This is a genomic window from Labrys sp. Lb11 (assembly GCF_057554225.1).
In genome coordinates this window covers 689,704-705,899 of the sequence record NZ_BAAJOT010000004.1, presented here as the reverse complement: position 1 = coordinate 705,899, position 16,196 = coordinate 689,704, and the positions used below count along the sequence as shown (strand labels likewise).

Sequence of the window (16,196 nt, the reverse complement as noted above, 5' to 3'; positions counted from 1 at the left end):
GTCAGTTCACCTCGAGCAGCAGTCGTTCTTCGGAAAACTCGGACCGCTCCAGGCAGCGGCCGACCGCCTTGTCCGCGATGCAGTAGATGCGGTCGCACAGCTTCAGCATTTCCGGAAACTCGGCGCTGGCGATGAGGACGCTGGCGCCCGAGCGGGCAAGGTCGCGGATCAGGGCGTAGAGCTCGGCCTTGCTGCCGACGTCGACGCCCTCGGTCGGGTTGTCGAGCAGCAGCAGCGGCCGTGCCGGGGACGCGCTCCGGGCCATGCGGATCAGCCAGCGGCCGAAGGCGACCTTCTGCTGGTTGCCGCCGGAGAGCTGCAGGATGTCCTGGCCGCGGCCGCTGCACTTGATCGCCAGCCGGCCGATGGCGTCGTCGGCCGCCGCGGCGCCGAGCCCGATCTGCATGAAGCCGTAGCGGCTGGTCTCGGCCAGCGAGCCGGTGAGCAGGTTCTCCTCCACCGACAGGCCGGGGAACAGCGCCTTGGTCAGCCGCTCGTCGGCGACGAGGTAGACGCCGCGGGCGATGGCGTCGGCGACGTTGGCGGGGCAGCCCGGCCGGCCGTTGACCAGCACCTCCCCGCCGGCGGGCGGCTCGCCGTCCCCGGCCAGGGTTTCCAGGATGCGGGTCTGGCCGCCGCCGAGCACGCCGGCCAGGCCCACCACCTCGCCGGAATGCACGGTCATCTCCGGGATGGCGAGGCCGGCGACCGACGTGTTCTTCAGGCGCAGCGTCACATCGCCGTGGACGGCGGAGCTCGACCAGTCGGTGTCCTCGATGGCGCGCCCGACCATGAGCCGCACCACCGCCTCGGGCGTGGTCGCTGCGACGGGGCCGTCATGCACCTTGCGCCCGTCCTTGAGCACGACGACGTGGTCGCACTGCTCGAAGATCTCGTTGAGGTGATGGGAGATGAACAGGATGGCGAGTCCCTGGGCCTTGAGGTCGCGCAGGAAGGCGAAGAGCTTGCGGCTCTCGTGCAGGGTGAGCGAGGCCGTCGGCTCGTCGAGGATCAGGATCGCCGGTTCCCCGACCAGCGCCTTGAGGATGTCGAGGATCTTGTTCTCGCCCAGCCCGAGTTCGCCGCATTCGCGGTCGAGGGCGATGTCGATGCCGAAGCGGACCGCGATCTCGCGCGCCCTGACCTGGAGCGCGCGGTTGCGGATGAAGCCGCCGCCGAGCGGCTCGCGCCCGAGCATGATGTTCTCGGCCGCCGTGAGCGAGGGAATGATCGCCACCTGCTGGTGCGCCACGGCGATACCGGCGGCGAGGGCGTCGCGAACGGTGTGGAAGGAGACGGCGCGGCCGTCGATGCGGATCTCGCCCTGATCCGCCGCCAGCGCCCCGCAGACGATCTTGACCAGCGTCGACTTGCCGGCGCCGTTGGCGCCGACGAGCGCCAGCATCTCGCCGCCGCGCAGGTCGAGGTCGACGTCGTCGAGGGCGGGATTGCCGTGGAAGCTCTTGCCGATGCCGCGCGCGCTGAGGCGCGGAGCCGCGGCGGCCGCGGTGCGGTCCATCTTCGTCTCCGGTCGATGGCAGGAGCCGGCGGGCGGGCAAGGCCGTCCGCCGGCGGGACGGGCTACATGCCGGCGAGGGCGCGGTCGCGGTAGATGTAGTAGAGGTCCTGGGCGTTGTAGGTCGGCGTGTCCGGCGCGGGAATGTTGACGCCGCGCACCAGGAGCGGCGCCGGGAACTCGACGGTCGGCACCGGCACCAGCTTCTTCACGTCGCCGCCCTTGCCGACGATCTCGTTGATCAGCCAGCCGGTGTAGGCGCCCCAGACCTCGAAGGCCTGGGCGGTGGTGGCCAGCAGCGGGTAGTCGGGCTGGCGCATGCGGTCGAGCGCGGTCGGATGGCCGTCATGGCCGATGACGAAGATCTTGTCCTGCAGGCCGCGCGAGACGATCACCTCGGACGCGGCCATGGCCGGCTCGTCCCACGGGCACCAGATCACGTCGAGATCGTCGCCATAGGTGGTGAGCCAGTCGTTCACCGTGTTCTGGGTCGCCTCGTAGAAACCGGCATACTGGATGACGCGCTCGGCCTTCATCGAGATCCATTCGTTCTCGGTGAGTGCGGTCTTCATCACCTTGCCGCGCTTGCGGGTGCCGTGATGGAAGTTGGCGATGACCGCGCACATGTTGGCCGAGGTCTTGCCCTTGGCCAGGAGCGTGTCGATCATGAACTGCGAGGTCTGCGCGCTCATGGCGTAGTTGTTGCTGGTGATGTCGGCGATGGCCGGCGCCTGCCAGCCCGAATCCAGGCTGAAGAACGGGATCTTCGAGGCGGTCAGGCTGTCGAGGGCGCTCTTGGCCGCGGTCAGCGTGCCGTACATCACCAGGATCGCGTCGGACTTGGCGGTGATAGCGTCCTCGATCTGGCTGACGAGCTGGCCGGGATCGCCCTTGGCGTCGGTCTGGTTGACCTCCCAGCTCTTGTCGAGCCCGGTCTTCTTCAGCCATTGCTGCAGGCCGGCCCAGGAACGCTGGGCTGACTGGGCCGCCATCTGCTGGGCGATCACCGCCACCTTCAGCGGCTTGCCCGACTGGGCGAAGGCGGGCGAAGAGCCGAACGCGAGCTGCGCCAGCTGCGAGCCGCCGAACATCGCGGCGGCCCCGGCGAGGCCCATGCCGCCGAGCAGGCCGCGGCGGGTGGGGCCGGTCAAGGGGTGGTCCTGGTCGTCCATCGTGTCTCCTCCGGTTGTCATGGTCTTGTCCGACGGCCCTCAGGCGAAGAGGGCCGCCAGCTTCTGCGGCTGGTCCCATTGCGGCATGTGCCCGGCATCCGCGACGAAGTGGACCGGCGTGGCGCTGCCGGCGCCGAGGGCGTGCCGCCAGGGGATGATGCGATCCTCCAGTCCCCAGACGAGCCGCGCCCTGCCCTCCAGCGCCGCCAGGTCGCCGACGATGTCGACCTGCTGGCGCCCGTCCCGCACCAGCGCGGCGGCGAGGCCGGCGAGGCGTCCCCGGCCGCCGAGCGAGGCGGCCATCGCGTCGAGCTGGCGGGCCGAGAGGACGGGCGGGCGCACCGCGACGCGGCGCAGCAGATGGGCGATCCCGCCGCCGGTCGCGGCATGGGCCATGCCGTCGACGAAGTCGGCGTCGATCTCGCTGCCGAGGCCGGCCGGCGCGATCAGGGTGACGCGGGTGGCCGCGAGCCGGCGGGCCAGCCGGGCGGCGACGGCGCCGCCCAGCGAATGGCCGACCAGTTCGACCGGGCCGGGGGAAAGCGTCCCGGCGAAGGCGGCGAGGGCCGCCACGAGGTCGTCGAGCCCGGCCGCCTCGATCGCCGTGGCGCCGTGGGCCGGCAGGTCCGGCGCCAGCACGCGCCGGCCGAGGCGGGCGAGGCCGGCGCCAAGGAGATGCCAGGTCTGGGCATCGCCGCCGAAGCCGTGCAGCAGCAGCATCGGCGGCGCCGAGCCCGAGGCCGCGCCCCATTCGCGGAAGGCCATGCGACCGGCGGGCAGGTCGAGAGCGGCGGCCCTGCCCGGATCGGCCGGGACCGGCGCGGCGTCCACGGGCGCGGCGTTGCCGGCGACGAAGGCCTCGACGTCGCGGGCCTCGATGCGCGAGCGGCGGCCCGTGCCCGGCACGGCGGCGATGTCGATGCCGTTCTGGCGGGCGATGCGCCGGGCGAGAGGGGTCGCTCGCGGGCGCTCCGCCGAAGCGGGCGCGACTGCCGGCGCTGCGGCCGCCGGTTCCGGTGCCGGAGCAGGCGGAGCGGGGGCCGCGACCTCGGCGGCGGGCGGCGGCGCCGCATCGGCTTCGGCAGCCTCGCCGTCGTAGCGGCACAGCGGCTGGCCGACCTCGATCTGCGTCCCCTCGCCGGCGAGGATCTCGACCAGGACGCCGTCGACGAGGGCCGGCAGTTCCACCACCGTCTTGTCGGTCTCGATCTCGACGATGGTCTCGCCGCGGCGGAACGCCTGGCCCGGCCGCTTCAGCCAGCCGACGATGCGCCCCTCCTCCATGGTCTCGCCGAGGCGCGGCAGGGTCAGGATCGCCGCCATCAGCGCACCATCCGGGCGACGGTGTCGACCACGAGGCCGACCGAGGGGATGCTCGCGCCTTCGAGCTCCGGCGAGACCGAGATCGGTATGTCCTCGCCGGCGATCCGCACCACCGGATCCTCCAGATAGTCGAAGCACTCCTCGGTGATGCGCGCGGAGAGCTCCGCCGCGACGCCGCAGGTCATATGCCCCTCGCTGAGGGCGACGGCCCGGCCGGTGCGGTTCACCGAGGCGATCACGGTGTCCATGTCGAGCGGGTTCAGCGTCCGCAGGTCGATGACCTCGACCTCGATGCCCCGCTCGGCCAGGGTCCCGGCCGCCTCGATCGCCACATGCACCATGCGCGAATAGGTGACGAGGGTGACGTGCGCGCCGCGCCGGCGCACCACGGCCTTGCCCCAGGGCGCCTCGGGAGCGGCCAGATCCGCCTGTTCCTTGCGGGCGTAGAGCGACTTGTGCTCGATGAACACCACCGGATCGGGCAGCGTCAGGCTGTGGCGCAGCAGGTGGTAGGCGTCGGCGGCCGTGGCCGGCATGGCCAGGCGCAGGCCCGGCACGTGCATGATCCAGGCCTCCAGGCTCTGGGAATGCTGGGCCCCGGCGGAGCGGCCGGTGCCGCCCTGGGTGCGCAGCACCATCGGCACGCCGATCTGGCCGCCGAACATGTAGCGGATCTTGGCGGCCTGGTTGCCGACCTGGTCCATGGTCAGGCCGAGGAAGTCGACATACATCAGCTCGGCCACCGGCCGGAGCCCGGCCATGGCGGCGCCGACGGCGGTGCCGATGATCGCCGGCTCGCTGATCGGCGTGTCGATCAGCCGCTCCGGCCCGAACTCGCGGATCAGGTCCTTGGTGACGCCGTAGGCGCCGCCATAGACACCGACCTCCTCGCCGATGACGACGACCCGGTCGTCGGCGACCATGGCGTCGCGCAGGCCCTGGCGCAGTGCGTCGCGATAGGTGATCTCGACCATGACAGCTTTCCTCACGCCCGTGCCAGGATGCGATCGATGCGGGTGCGCACCGGCTCGGGCTCGGGCTCGCCGACGGCGAAGACGTCGCGGAACATCGAGGCCGGCGGCGGCTCGGCGGCGGCGGCGGTGAAGTCGATGGACTGGCTCATCTCGCGGACGACGGCCAGATCGAGCGCATCGAGCTCGGCGGCGGTGGCGAGCCCCCGTTCGATCAGGCCGGCTCGCGCCCGCGCGACCGGATCGCGTCGGCGGCCGGCCTCCTCCTCCTCGGGGCTGCGATAGGGGCTCTTGTCCATGCGGCCATGGCCGTAGAAGCGGAAGCAGGACACCGCCATGAAGCCGGGGCGGCCGGCGCGCGCGGCGTCGATCAGGCCCTGCGCCTTCTGGAAGACGTCCTCGACATCCTCGCCGTCGACCATCTCGGCGTTGAGGCCGAAGGCCTCGGCCCGCCGGTCGAAGGCGGTGGAGCGCGTCGCCTTGTCGATGCGCGTGCCCATGCCGTACTGGTTGTTGATGCACACGAACAGCACCGGCAGGTCCCAGAGGGCCGCCATGTTCATGCTTTCGTAGAGGATGCCCTGCTGCATCGCCCCGTCGCCGAAGAAGGCGACGGAGACCGCATCCTTCTTCAGCCGCTTGTAGGCGAGGGCGGCGCCGACCACGTGCGGGATGCCGCCGCCGACGATGGCGTTGGCGCCGAGATGGCCGAGCGCCATGTCGGCGATGTGCATGGAGCCGCCCTTGCCGTGACAGTAACCGCTCTCGCGGCCGCCGATCTCCGCCATCATCCGGTTCGGTTCGGCGCCGCGGGCCAGGAAGATGCCGTGGCCGCGGTGATGGGTGGTGAAGCTGTCCTGGGGCTGCATCGCCGCGCACACCCCGGCCGCAGCCCCCTCCTCGCCGATCGACAGATGCAGCATCGAGCCGGCGCTGAGGCCGCGGACGTAGAGCTCGCCGACGTGCTCCTCGAAGGTTCGGATGCGCCGCATCGTGCGGTAGAGGTCGAAAAGAGGCGTGTTGGACGGCATGGAACCACCGGGAAAGAGGAACGGGGTGCCCGGGCTAGCCTGCGGCCGGCTTCGGGGCGAAAGGCTTGAGGGCCGGATAGAGCCGGGCATAGGTCCGGTAGAGCTCGTCATAGAGTGCCCGCTCGCGCGGCCGGGGCTCGATGCGCCGGCCGGGGCGGACCATCGCCGCCACGCCGGCATCGATGTCGGCGAAATGGCCGGCGCCGACGCCCGCCAGGATGGCCGCGCCGAGCGAGGGCGCCTCGCTGGCGGCGGGCACGCTCACCGGCAGGCCGGCGGTGTCGGCGTGGATCTGCAGCCAGAGGTCGGACGAGGTCGCGCCGCCGCCGATGGTGATCTCGGTGGCGGTGAAGCCGGCCGCGGCCATGCCGTCGAGGATGGCCCGGGTGCCGAAGCAGATGCCCTCGATCGCGGCGCGGAACAAATGCGGCATGCCGTGTCCGAGGGTGAGGCCGACGAAGGCGCCGCGCGACAGCGCGTCGACATAGGGCGTGCGGTTGCCCTGGAAATGGTCGAGCACCAGCAGGCCGTCGCAACCCGGCTCGAGCCTGGCGGCCTCGGCGTTCAGGGCCGCGAAGTCGAGCGTGCCGCCGGCGAGCCGGCGCAGCCAGTTGATGATCGAGCCGGTCGAGGTCTGGCCGCCTTCCATGATGTTCAGGCCGGGATAGACCGCGTCGGCATAGGTGCCCCACAGGCCGTTGGCGGAGGCGGGCCGGGTGGCGACGCCGAACATGAGGTGGGAGGAGCCGGTGATCAGGGCGAGCTGCCCGGGCTTGCTGACGCCGAGGCCGATGATGCCGATGAAGGCGTCGGCGCCGCCCTGGACAACCTTGACCGTCTGCGGCAGACCGAGATGCTCGGCGGCCGCGGCGGTCAGCGGACCGATGACGCCGCCGGGCGCCACCACCTCGGCCGGCCATTTGCCGAGCAGCGCCTCCAGGCCGAGGCGGGACAGGATGCCCTTGGCATAGCCGCCGCGCAGGGTCGAATAATGCCAGCGCGCCGAGACGTTGTTGAGGCTGGCGCAGCGCCGGCCGGTCAGGCGCAGGCTCATGAAGTCCTGATATTCGCAGATCGTCGCGGCGCGCTCGAACAGCTCAGGCTCGTGCCGGGCGAGCCAGAGCGCCTTGGGGATCATCCATTCGGCCGAGACCGGCCCGTTGCCGGCGCAGTTCACCGCCAGGGCTTCGTCACCGGTGGCCAGCACCGCCGCCGCCTCGGCCTCGGCGCGCACGTCCATCCAGATGATGGCGGGCCTGAGCGCCCGGCCGGCTTCGTCGAGGGCGACGACCGTGCAGCAGGTGGTGGCGAGGGCGATCGCCTCGACCGAGGCAGGCGGAATACCGGCTTCGGCCACGGCCCGACGCACCGCGTGGCCCATGGCGCTCCACCAGTCCTCAGGGTCCTGCTCGGCCCGGGCGCCGGGGGAGAAGCGGGTCTCATAGGGATGGGCGGCCGAGCCCTTGCAGTCGCCGGCGAGGTCGTAGACGCGGGCGCGGATGCTCTCGGTGCCGCCGTCGATACCGATGACGAAGCTCATGATCCTCCTCCCCGGCCGATCTGCGTCGACTCGCTTTCGCACTTTTGTCGTTAGTCACGACATTTGATGCATGTTTGATTTATCCACCGACACTTGTCAATCTGTCAGTGAACCGCAGCGGGACGACGATGCTGAACCTGAACCTGGCCCATGAGACCGACGACGCCCTGATCGTGCGGGTGGCGTGGCTCTACTACGTGGCCGGCCTGAACCAGGAGGAGACGGCGACGCGGCTCGGCCTGCACCGCTCGCGGGTCAACCGCCTCCTGTCGGAGGGGCGCGACCGCGGCCTGATCAGCATCGCGATCAACCACGACTCGGCCCGCGACATCGCCGTCGAGCACGGCATCGCCCGCGCGTTCGGGCTCGACTTCTGCATCTCGACGCCGCCGGTCGGCTTCGTCCGCGCCCCGGCCGATCCGGAGCTGGCCCGCATCCAGAGCGCCGTCGCCCGCCGCGCCATCGGCACCGCCGGGGCCAACTTCCTGAAGGGCAAGCTCGGCAGCGGGCCGGTCACGGTCGGGGTGAGCTGGGGACGCAGCATCGAGCAGGTGGCGCAGCAGCTTTCGGGCGTGCGCAACCCGCAGGCCCGCTTCGTCTCGCTGATCGGCTCGCTGACCCGCAACTCCGCCTCGAACCCGTTCGAGGTGGTGCAGGCCTTCGCCGCGCGCACCGGCGGCGAGGTGCACTTCCTGCCGGTGCCGTTCATCGCCGATTCCATCGCCGACCGGCAGGTGCTGATGTCCCAGCGCATGGTGATGGACGCAGTCGAGATGGCCCGCAGCGCCGACCTCTACCTGATCAGCGTCGGCGAGCTCGAGGAGACCGCGGTGCTGCGGCTGCAGGACATGATCTCGGCCGAGGAGATGCAGAGCGTGCGCGACAGCGGCGCGGTCTGCGACACGCTCGGCCGGCTCTACGACGCGCACGGCCGCGAAGTGCCGCACCCGCTCGCCCAGCGCAGCCTGGCGGTCGCGACGGAGCATCTGCGCGGCCGCAACGTCGTGCTGCTCGCCGCCGGCCTGGAGAAGACCCTCGCCACCGTGGCGCTGCTGCGCAGCGGCCTCGTCCGGGGCCTGATCATCGACGGCGATACGGCGCTGGCGGTGGCCGATCACCTCAAGGCCGCCCCATAGGCGCGGGAGCCCGGCTTCGTGTAAGGGTGCGCGGACGGAGAGATGCTGCGGCCGCTCCCATTCCGGGACGCGGGCCTCTCCGGCACCGGCGAGGATCATGGAACTGCCAGGCCCCCTGCGACAGGAAGTGGAGCGGCTGCTCGCGGCAAGTCCGGGCGCGGAGATCAAGGGGGCGGCGGCACGGCTGTCGCAGCGCTACCGGCAGGAAGTCCGGGACGGGCGCCTGCACATCGACGGCGACGTCGCGGCGAGGGCCTATCTCGCCACCCGCCTGCCCGCGACCTATGCGGCGATCCGCGCGGCTCTCGGCCTGATCGAGGACGTTGCCCCCGACTTCGCCCCCCGCACGCAGCTCGACGTCGGCGCCGGCCCCGGCTCGGCCCTGTGGGCCGCCGCCGACTGCTGGCCGGCTCTCGCGGCCGCGACGCTGGTGGAAGCGAGCCCGGCCATCCGCCAGGTCGGCGAGACGCTGTCGCGCCGGCTCGACGTCGAGGTGCAATGGCTGGCGGGCGATGCCGTCCGCGCCATGCCGGCCGCCGCCCCGGCCGACCTCGTCACCCTCGCCTATGTGCTGGACGAGATCGAGGACGAGGAGATCGCGCCGCTGGTCCGTCGCCTGTGGAACCTGACTGACGGCATCCTCGTCGTCGTCGAGCCCGGCACGCCGGCCGGCGCCCGGCGCATCCTCGCCGTGCGCGCGGCGCTGCTGGAAGCGGGCGCCTATCCGGTGGCGCCCTGCCCGCACGCCCTCGCCTGCCCGCTCGCAGCGCCGGACTGGTGCCATTTCGCCCGCCGCGTCGCCCGCTCGCGCCGGCACCGGCTCGCCAAGGGCGCCGAGGTGCCGTGGGAGGACGAGAAATACGCCTTCTTCGCCGCCTCGCGCCGGCCGGTGTCGCTGCCGGACGCCCGCGTCCTGGCCCGTCCGGATGCGGCGAGCGGCCTGGTGCGGCTGAAGCTCTGCCGCTCGGACGGCGAAGCCGGTCTCGCCGTCACCAGCCGCCGCGACGGCGCCCTGTTCAAGGCGGCGCGGCGGGCCGACTGGGGCGACGCCCTGGATCGGGGCGAGGGCTGACGATCGCTTGCCAGGCTATCTGCCATGCGCATCCGCCACGCTCGCGACGCGGCATGCCACCCGATGGCATGCATTCATGGGCATCTCGATCAAACCGGGACATCGCGAAACGCCCGGCGCGTCGACGTCGCCCCCCTGTGCGCGCCGTCTCGCCTCCCGTCAGGGTTGGATAAGGTCGAGCTGCGAGGTCGCGCCTCAGGACAGTCGCGCGGCCTCCTCGGCGGCGATGACGCCGAGGCGGATGGCGGCGGAGAGGAGGTGGCGGCGCATGGCCTCGCGCGCCGCCGCGGCCGAACCGTCGGCGATGGCGCGGTGGACGCGGCGGTGCTCCTCGACCACGGCGTCGACCAGTTCGGGCTGCTTCAGCGTGTTGCCGCGGGCGACGGTGACGCTCTGGCGCAGCAGCACCGACAGATAGCGCTGGAAATCGGCGACCTTGCCGTTGCCGCTGGCGATCGCCACGCTGCGGTGGAACTCCACGTCGGCGGCAACCCCGAAATCGGGGCCGAGCTTGGTGCGGTCCATCTCGGCCAGCCAGTGGGCGAGGGTGGCGAGATCCGCCTCGGTGCGCCGGACGGCAGCCAGCGCCGCCCCTTCCACCTCCAGGCACAGGCGCAGCTCGAAGATCTCGCGCAGCGCCACCCCGCTCGTCACCTCCTCGTCGCGAATGCGGAAGGAACGCTGCAGCGGCGCGTCCGACACGAAGACGCCGGCGCCTTGCCGGCTGACCAGGATGCCGTCGGCCTTGAGGCGCGACACCGCCTCGCGGATCACCGTGCGGCTGACGCCGAAGCTGGCGGCGAGATCCGGCTCGGTCGGCAGCCGATCCCCGGCGCCGAGGCGTCCGCTCTCGATGTCCTCGTGCAGCGAGGCGACCACCCGTTCCGCCAGCGGCTGCGGCCGGTCGATGCGCCGGTCTCCTCCCGATCCCGCCGGCTCGGCCGCGTCTCGCACCGGATCCTTGACGGCCAACCCTGCCCCCTTTTCAGCCCTCGGACAGAATCTTGCCCGGGTTCAGGATGTTATGCGGATCGAGCGCCTGTTTCAAAGTCGCCATCAGCGCGATGTCCGCCTCCCCCTTGTGGCGGCGCAGGCTGGCCGCGCGCAACTGGCCGATACCGTGCTCGGCGCTGAAGGAGCCGCGGCGCGCCATGGCCATCTCCTCCACCGCCAGGGTGATCTCCTGGTAAAGCGGGCCGAGATCGGCGACGCGGCGGCCTTCCGGGGGGCGGATGTTGACGTGCAGGTTGCCGTCGCCGAGATGGCCGAAGATGTTGGGGCGGCAGCCCGGAAAGCGCCGGCGCACCAACTCCTCCACCGCCGCCACGGTCTCGGGGATGAGCGCAATCGGCACGGCGACGTCGTGCTTCACGGCACCGCCGTCGGCGAGCTCGGCGTCGGAGATTTCCTCGCGCAGGCGCAACAACTGCGTGCGTTCGCGCTCGCTCTGGGCGATGACCGCGTCCTGCGCGACGCCGTCGGCCAGCGCCGCCTCCAGGATCTGCTCCATCACCCGCGGCAGGGGATCGTCGACGCCGGGGGAGGACAGTTCCATGAGGACATAGGCCGGCGCGTCGAAGGGCGGACGGGCTCCAGGCATGTGCCGCGCCACCAGCCGCATGGCCTCGCCCGCCACGAACTCGCACATGGTGAGGGCGCTGCCGGTGCGGCCGCGGGCGGCCTGGAACAGCGCCAGCGCCTGCTCCACGGACGCCACGGCGACGAGCGCGGTCACGCGCTGGGCCACTGCCGGGAACAGGCGCAGGCAGGCGGCGGTGACGATGCCGAATGTACCTTCGGAACCGATGAACAACTGCTTCAGGTCGAAGCCGGTGTTATCCTTGCGCAGCGCCCGCAGGCCGCTCCAGACACGCCCATCCGGCAGCACGACCTCGAGGCCCAGCACCAGGGCGCGCATCGATCCATAGGCCAGCACCTGCAGACCGCCGGCATTGGTGGCGATCAGGCCGCCGATCTGGGCCGTGCCCTCGGCGGCAAGGCTGAGGGGGAAGAGCCGCCCCGCCTCGGCCGCAGCCTCCTGGACGCTGCGCAGCGTCGCACCGGCCTGGGCGGTCAGGCTGTCGCCGACAGGGTCGACCTCGGTCACCGCCGCCATGCGCCGGAGCGACAGCACGACCTGCGGCACGCCGGCGATCGGCACGGCGCCGGCGACCAGGCCGGTGTTGCCGCCCTGCGGCACCACTGCGACGCCGGCCGCGGCGCACAGCCGCACCGCCGTCGCGACATCGGCGGTGCCGGTGGGCAGCACCGCGCAGAGCGCAGGATTCGAACGCAGGCGACGCCAATCGGTCTCGAACGCGGCGAGATCGGCGGCATCGTCGAGCACGGCCCCGGTCGGCAGCGCCTCGCGCAGGCGCGCCACCAGCCCCTGGTGGGCCGGAGAGGGATCGGGTCGTAAATTCATCATATGACCATGTCAGCCAGTAACATTGACATCTAGTCACCATTGTGGGACGGTCCGCGAAATTTCGCAAGCGACCGCTTGATGCGCGCTGGCGGCGAACGATGCCGGGCCCTGCCCCGGCCGGCAAAGGAGAGGGTTATGGCGCCTGCGGATCGCGGTCCCAACGAGACGATCTTCACACTGGAGGCCACCCAGCTCAAATTCGGCAACGGCGCCGTGGAGGAACTGGGCTGGGAGCTGAAGCGCCTCGGCCTCGGCAAGGTTCTGCTGGTCGCCGACCCGCAGTTGCGCAAGCTCGGCCTGACGGACCGGGTCGTCGAGATCGCCGCGCGCGCCGGCACCGGCGTCGTCGTCTACGAGGCGATCCATGTCGAGCCGACCATCGAGTCCTTCGGCCAGGCCGCGGCCTTTGCCGCCGAGCATGCCGTCGACGGATTCGTGGCGCTGGGCGGCGGCTCGACCATCGATACGGCCAAGGTCGCCAACCTCATCCGCAGCCACGGCGGCGCGATCATCGACTATGTCAACGCACCCGTGGGCGGCGGCCGCAAGCCGCCCTCGCCGCTCAGGCCGCTGATCGCCATCCCCACCACCTCCGGCTCGGGCTCCGAGGCGACGACGGTGGCGGTGCTCGACATCCCCGAGTTGAAGATGAAGACCGGCATCTCGCACCGCTATATGCGGCCGACGCTGGCCATCGTCGACCCCGAACTCGCCCGCACCACGCCGGCCGCGGTCACCGCCGCCTGCGGGCTCGACGTGGTCTGCCATGCGGTGGAATCCTACATCTCGCGCCCCTTCGATGCCCGGCCGCGGCCGGCGACGCCGGACGACCGGCCGCCTTACCAGGGCAGCAATCCCGTCGCCGACATCTGGTCGCTGAAGGCGATCGAGTTCGGCGGACGCTATCTCCGGCGCGCGGTGCGGGACGGCAACGACCTGGAGGCCCGCGGCACGATGATGCTCGGCGCCACCATGGCCGGCATCGGCTTCGGCACGGCCGGCGTGCACATCCCGCACGCCTGCGCCTATCCGCTGGCCGGCCTCAAGCATGTCTACCGGGCGCCCGGCTACGAGACCGGGCACAATTTCGTGCCGCACGGCTTTTCCGTGATCGTCACCTCGCCCGCCGCGTTCCGCTTCACCTTCGACGCGGCGCCGGACAAGCACATCAAGGCGGCCGAGCTGCTTACCGGCGGTCCGATCGCCGATCCCGGCCCCGATTCCCTGCCCAACGCCCTGATCGAACTGATGCAGGCGGTCGGCGCGCCGTCCGGCATCGCGGCGCTCGGCTATGGCGAGGAGGACATTCCGGCCCTGGTGCAGGGCGCGCTGAAGCAGCAGCGCCTCCTGGTGATCGCACCGAAGGCGGCCGGCGCGGCCGAGATCGAAACCATCATGCGCCGGTCGCTCGCCAACTGGTGAGCGAGCGGACAGTTACAGCCCTTGGGAGGAATGGGATGAGCGACATCGAGCTGCACATGTTCCAGAGCGGAACGCTGAAGTGCAAGGTCCACAACATCAAGATGAACCAGGGTCTCGACCAGGACTACGAGATCCCGGTGCCCTGGTTCATGATCCGGCACCCCAAGGGCATCGTGGTGATCGACGGCGGCAACGCGGTCGAATGCGCCTCCGATCCGCGCGGCTACTGGGGCGGCATCGTCGACGTCTACTGGCCGGTGATGCAGGAAAGCGACGGCTGCGTGCAGCAGCTCGCCGCCATGGGCATCCGGGCCGAGGACGTCACCCATGTCGTGCAGTCGCACCTGCATCTCGACCACACCGGCGCCGTCGGCCGCTTCCCCAACGCGCTGCACATCGTCCAGCGCCGCGAGTACGAATACGCCTTCACGCCGGACTGGTTCGCCCGCGGCGGCTATATCCGCAACGACTTCGACCGGCCGGGCCTGAAATGGCAGTTCCTGGAGGGCGACGTCACCGATGGCTACGATCTCTTCGGCGACGGCACCCTGAAGATGATCTTCACCCCCGGCCACGCGCCCGGCCACCAGTCCTTCCTGGTGACGCTGCCCCGGAGCGGGCCGCTGCTCCTGACCATCGACGCCGCCTACACCCTCGACCACTGGAACGAGAAGGCCCTGCCCGGCTTCCTCGCCTCGACCGTCGATACGGTCCGCTCCGTCCAGAAGCTGCGGCATCTCGCCGAGCGCACCGGCGCGCGGGTGGTGACCGGCCACGATCCCGACGCCTGGCCCGGCTTCAAGCAGACGCCGCGCTACCTGTGAGGCCGGACGCCCGTGCGGCGGCGCCCCGGATCCGGACGATGAGCGATGCCGGCACAAACTTTGCCGGCAAATCACACCGAACGGACATGAAGCCCGCTCGCGAATGATTGCGCCGGACGCGACGCCGGCCAGTCCCGCTTGAAACGATTCAATACCGTTCCTTGAATCGCTTCAAACAAGCACGAGCCCGCCGCCTTTTCCGGGCGGCGGGCTCGCGCGTCAAGACGGGTCCGGTGCGTGCCGGCCGGCGCCTACTTCATCGTCGGCATGACGAAGTCGGCCCCGGCGCGGATGCCGGTCGGCCAGCGGCTCGTGATCGTCTTCAGCTTGGTGTAGAAGCGCACGCCCTCCGGCCCGTGCATGTGGTGGTCGCCGAACAGCGAGGCCTTCCAGCCGCCGAAGGAGTGGAACGCCATCGGCACCGGGATCGGCACGTTGATGCCGACCATGCCGACCTGGATCTGGTGGGCGAATTCGCGGGCGGCGTCGCCGTCGCGGGTGAAGATCGCCGTGCCGTTGCCGTATTCGTGCTCGTTGATCATGCGGGCGGCGGTCTTGTAGTCGGGCACGCGCGCCACGGCCAGGACCGGCCCGAAGATCTCCTCCTTGTAGATCGTCATGTCGGTGGTGACGTGGTCGAACAGCGTGCCACCGACGAAGAAGCCGTTCTCGTAGCCCTGCATCCTGAAGCCGCGGCCGTCGACGACCAGCCTGGCGCCCTCGGCGACGCCGGCATCAATGTAGCCGCGCACCTTGTCGAGATGCTGACGGGTCACCAGCGGCCCCATCTCGGCCTCCGGGTCGGTGCCGGGTCCGATCTTGAGGGCGCGCACCTTCGGCTCCAGCTTGGCCATCAGGGCGTCGGCGGTCTTCTCGCCGACCGGCACCGCCACCGAGATCGCCATGCAGCGCTCGCCGGCCGAGCCGTAGGCCGCGCCCATCAGCGCGTCGACCGCCTGGTCGAGATCGGCGTCGGGCATGACGATCATGTGGTTCTTGGCGCCGCCTAGGGCCTGACAGCGCTTGCCGTTGCGCGAGGCCGTCTCATAGATGTAGCGGGCGATCGGCGTCGAGCCGACAAAGCTGACCGCGGCGATGTCGGGATCGGTCAGGATGGCGTCGACCGCTTCCTTGTCGCCCTGCACGACACTGAACACGCCGTCCGGCAGGCCGGCCTCCTTCAGCCACTGCGCCAGCAGCAGCGAGGCGGAGGGATCGCGCTCCGACGGCTTGAGGATGAAGCAGTTGCCGCAGGCAAGCGCCACCGGGAACATCCACATCGGCACCATGGCCGGGAAGTTGAACGGCGTGATGCCGGCGACGACGCCGAGCGGCTGGCGCAGGGAATGGCTGTCGACGCGGGTGCCGACATTCTCCGTCACCTCGCCCTTGAGCAGCTGGGGGGCGGCGGTGGCGAACTCGACCACCTCCATGCCGCGCTGGATCTCGCCCTTGGCATCCGACAGCACCTTGCCGTGCTCGGCGGTGATCACCACGGCGAGCTCGTCTGTGCGCTCCTCCAGGATGTGCAGGAAGCGGTTGAGGATGCGGGCGCGACGCAGCGGCGTGGTGCCGGCCCAGGCCGGGGCGGCGGCCTTGGCCGCGGCGACGGCGGCGCGCACCTCCTCCACCGAGGCCAGCGCGACATTGGCGGCCACCTCGCCGGTGGCGGGATTGTAGACCGGGGCGCTGCGCCCGCTCCGGCCGGCGGTGAGCTTGCCGCCGACGAAGTGGGAAATCTCGCGTGTCATGATGTCCTCC

The 16,196-nt window shown here is 71.1% G+C and carries 13 protein-coding genes; 4 read left to right on the top strand and 9 right to left on the bottom strand.

Annotated features, from left to right (window positions below):
- Position 1: 1 nt before the first annotated feature.
- From AC27L4_RS17850 to AC27L4_RS17825, 6 genes are all read right to left on the bottom strand, one after another.
- Positions 2-1,519, bottom strand: a complete 1,518-nt coding sequence (locus AC27L4_RS17850) for a sugar ABC transporter ATP-binding protein (RefSeq protein WP_487143577.1) — start codon at positions 1,517-1,519, stop codon at positions 2-4.
- Positions 1,520-1,581: 62 nt separating this feature from the next.
- Positions 1,582-2,709 carry a sugar ABC transporter substrate-binding protein gene (locus AC27L4_RS17845; RefSeq protein WP_487143576.1) on the bottom strand — a complete coding sequence of 376 codons (1,128 nt, stop codon included), beginning with the start codon at positions 2,707-2,709 and terminating at the stop codon, positions 1,582-1,584.
- Between the two features lie 18 nt (positions 2,710-2,727).
- Positions 2,728-4,011 (bottom strand): acetoin dehydrogenase dihydrolipoyllysine-residue acetyltransferase subunit, encoded by a 1,284-nt coding sequence (locus AC27L4_RS17840; protein WP_487143574.1) that lies wholly within the window; start codon positions 4,009-4,011, stop codon positions 2,728-2,730.
- Positions 4,011-4,985 (bottom strand): alpha-ketoacid dehydrogenase subunit beta, encoded by a 975-nt coding sequence (locus tag AC27L4_RS17835; RefSeq protein ID WP_487143573.1) that lies wholly within the window; start codon positions 4,983-4,985, stop codon positions 4,011-4,013. Before AC27L4_RS17835 ends, AC27L4_RS17840 begins: the two co-directional genes overlap by 1 nt.
- 11 nt (positions 4,986-4,996) lie before the next feature.
- A complete protein-coding gene (locus AC27L4_RS17830; protein WP_487143571.1) occupies positions 4,997-6,013 on the bottom strand; it encodes a thiamine pyrophosphate-dependent dehydrogenase E1 component subunit alpha in 1,017 nt (338 codons plus the stop codon).
- A gap of 34 nt (positions 6,014-6,047) precedes the next feature.
- Positions 6,048-7,553, bottom strand: a complete 1,506-nt coding sequence (locus tag AC27L4_RS17825; RefSeq protein ID WP_487143569.1) for an FGGY-family carbohydrate kinase — start codon at positions 7,551-7,553, stop codon at positions 6,048-6,050.
- A 128-nt stretch (positions 7,554-7,681) separates the two neighbouring features.
- Here AC27L4_RS17825 and AC27L4_RS17820 point away from each other — a divergent pair, with 128 nt between their 5' ends.
- A complete protein-coding gene (locus tag AC27L4_RS17820; protein WP_487143568.1) occupies positions 7,682-8,689 on the top strand; it encodes a sugar-binding transcriptional regulator in 1,008 nt (335 codons plus the stop codon).
- Positions 8,690-8,786: 97 nt separating this feature from the next.
- Positions 8,787-9,761, top strand: coding sequence for a small ribosomal subunit Rsm22 family protein (locus AC27L4_RS17815; protein WP_487143567.1), 975 nt, complete (start codon positions 8,787-8,789; stop codon positions 9,759-9,761).
- A gap of 195 nt (positions 9,762-9,956) precedes the next feature.
- Here AC27L4_RS17815 and AC27L4_RS17810 read toward each other — a convergent pair whose 3' ends face one another.
- Positions 9,957-10,733, bottom strand: a complete 777-nt coding sequence (locus AC27L4_RS17810; protein WP_487143566.1) for a FadR/GntR family transcriptional regulator — start codon at positions 10,731-10,733, stop codon at positions 9,957-9,959.
- Positions 10,734-10,746: 13 nt separating this feature from the next.
- Positions 10,747-12,189 (bottom strand): FAD-binding oxidoreductase, encoded by a 1,443-nt coding sequence (locus tag AC27L4_RS17805; RefSeq protein WP_487143565.1) that lies wholly within the window; start codon positions 12,187-12,189, stop codon positions 10,747-10,749.
- A 135-nt stretch (positions 12,190-12,324) separates the two neighbouring features.
- Between AC27L4_RS17805 and AC27L4_RS17800 the strand changes: the two genes are divergently transcribed.
- Entirely contained in the window at positions 12,325-13,611 is a 1,287-nt protein-coding gene (locus AC27L4_RS17800; protein ID WP_487143564.1) for a hydroxyacid-oxoacid transhydrogenase, read from the top strand.
- A gap of 35 nt (positions 13,612-13,646) precedes the next feature.
- Complete coding sequence (gene attM / locus AC27L4_RS17795; RefSeq protein ID WP_487143563.1) at positions 13,647-14,435, top strand: AttM family quorum-quenching N-acyl homoserine lactonase; 789 nt, start codon at positions 13,647-13,649, stop codon at positions 14,433-14,435.
- A 251-nt stretch (positions 14,436-14,686) separates the two neighbouring features.
- On the opposite strand, the gene AC27L4_RS17790 is transcribed toward attM, so the two are convergent.
- Positions 14,687-16,186, bottom strand: coding sequence for a CoA-acylating methylmalonate-semialdehyde dehydrogenase (locus AC27L4_RS17790; RefSeq protein ID WP_487143562.1), 1,500 nt, complete (start codon positions 16,184-16,186; stop codon positions 14,687-14,689).
- Positions 16,187-16,196 lie beyond the last annotated feature (10 nt).